Source organism: Thermogutta sp. (genome assembly GCF_014359955.1).
Classification (GTDB): domain Bacteria; phylum Planctomycetota; class Planctomycetia; order Pirellulales; family Thermoguttaceae; genus Thermogutta.
In genome coordinates this window covers 1-2,051 of the sequence record NZ_JACIYL010000775.1, presented here as the reverse complement: position 1 = coordinate 2,051, position 2,051 = coordinate 1, and the positions used below count along the sequence as shown (strand labels likewise).

General features: G+C 57.3%; 2 protein-coding genes. One reads left to right on the top strand and one right to left on the bottom strand.

All coding sequences use genetic code 11. From position 1 onward, the window contains the following. Positions 1-174 precede the first annotated feature (174 nt). Entirely contained in the window at positions 175-510 is a 336-nt protein-coding gene (trxA, locus tag H5U08_RS16845; RefSeq protein ID WP_297035730.1) for a thioredoxin, read from the bottom strand. A 756-nt stretch (positions 511-1,266) separates the two neighbouring features. Here trxA and H5U08_RS16840 point away from each other — a divergent pair. Then, a complete protein-coding gene (locus H5U08_RS16840) occupies positions 1,267-1,950 on the top strand; it encodes a MarR family transcriptional regulator (RefSeq protein WP_297035728.1) in 684 nt (227 codons plus the stop codon). Positions 1,951-2,051 lie beyond the last annotated feature (101 nt).

Here is a 2,051-nt window from a genome sequence, read left to right as displayed (position 1 = left end):
GTGCGGGACTTCAGTCCCTGGTGAAAGGAAATGGATAAATCCCACGTTGAAAGGCGGACGTGACAAGCACGTCCCTCCGAGAGCGCCCGATGAAAATCGCAGGGGCGACCGGCCGGTCGCCCCTGTTTGCGCCACGCTCTCACGCGTCGGGCATGAAGTGATGACGCCCGGGTTTTATTCGTACTGGGCGAGAAGTTGCTTGAGTTCCTGTTTGGGGAGAAAACCCGTCACGCGTTCGACAGGTTGCCCATCTTTGAACAGGATCAACGTGGGAATTGCAGACACGCGGTACTGGGAGGCCAGCCGCGGTTCCTGGTCCACATTGACTTTGACGATGTCCACGTGATCGACTTCCTTGGCAACTTCCTGAAGAACAGGTGCCAGCATCCGACAGGGGGGACACCAGTCCGCATAAAAATCCACAAGCACCGGTTTTGTGGATTGGAGCACTTTCGATGGGAAGTCTGCCATGGTGACGTGCTCAATCGCGTGACCGCTGGAGAAAAACATGTTCTTCACCTCCTTAGTATTCTTCTGTAACGATCTTTCCTTACTTTCCGTTGTGGAACTCACCTCCGTCCCGGAAGCCGTGTTTCGGGAAACGGAAACTTGATCTTCCGCACTGCTTCCCGGTGTGGGGGCGGACTCGCTCCTTTGCCCGACGGACGCGTCGCCTCCCTTCTGGCCGGGCGCGAGCACGCCGCTCACAAACCCCTGCGAACAACCGACCACAACGACGAGTAGGAATAAAGTGGGGATAACGATCCCCCACCTTGCAACGGTTCTCGCGCGAGGGCGGCAACCGCCCAAGAATCGTGGCCTTCCATTTCGCGACAGCATTTGGCAATCTCCGTGTCGATTCGAAATCCAGCTTGGTGTGCACGTGCATCCCAAAGAGGATAGACGGCCGGCCCCGCCGTTTCGTTACACCAGATCGCGAAAATTCTCGCCCGGTGCAAACGGGCGGATGAAGCCGATGTTGCCCCCGGGTAGCCTTGACGATACCCCCAGCGATGGGTGACAATAATGGTATCGAGGACCCACTTCTCCTGAGCGGTGGATGAAACAGGGCTTACGCGACGCTTCGGAACGTCGCTTCCGTTGGCTGTTTGCGCCTGCCACACGAACTCCGGGTTGCAGCTCCGTCGTTGCAAAACCCAACTGCGAAACGCGGCCACGTCGATCGAGAAGCCTGGCAGGAGGGTCTGAGCGAGCGTCGGCAGAAAGCGGAAGACGACTGACAATGGGTTACAGGGGGTCCTTTTTATGTGGCACACGTCCCATCTGGAAAAAGTTAACATTAGCCCGGCGAGTATGCGGGTGATCAAGCTGCTGGTGGGGAACTCCCCGAAGAGTGTGGCAGATCTCATCCGCGAAATGAAGGTGACGCGAACCGCGGTGACCGAGCAGCTCAACGAGCTTGTCGCCGCCGGGCTGGTCGAACGACAAATGCAGCGGCTTCCCGGACGAGGCCGACCCCGCCATGTCTACTCCGCCACTCCTGCGGCTCTGGCGCTGCTCTTCGCACGCAACCAGGAACTTGTTCTGCCAGCGATTTGGCGGGCGATTCGCCAAATTGGCGGGGAAGAACTGGTCAGGCAAGTCATCGATCGAGTCAGCCGAGATCTGGCCAACCACTACATGAGGCGCATCACGGGAGAAAAACCCGAGGATCGCCTCCGGCAACTTGTCAACATTCTCCACGAGGAGGGCGTGCTTGCGGAAGTACAAGAAGATGACGGAAAAGTTTATCTGCGACAGCGCAGTTGCCCCTATATAATCATGTTTGAGGAAAATCGTACAGCCTGTCTGCTGGACCAGGAGATTATTTCGGAAGTGCTGGGGGCACCGATTCGTCAGGTGGCATGCCGTCACGACGGGGCACCGTGTTGCGTGTTCGAGGTGGAAAAGAACTGGGCACAAAACAACTGTCACGCCGTTTCCCAGTGAACGTTGCAACTGACGCTCTCGCCATCCCTGTCAATCACTGTGTCCAAACGTTCCTCCCGTCATAAATCGGCGTCGGAAGCGAATCACGAAAAATCCTCTTC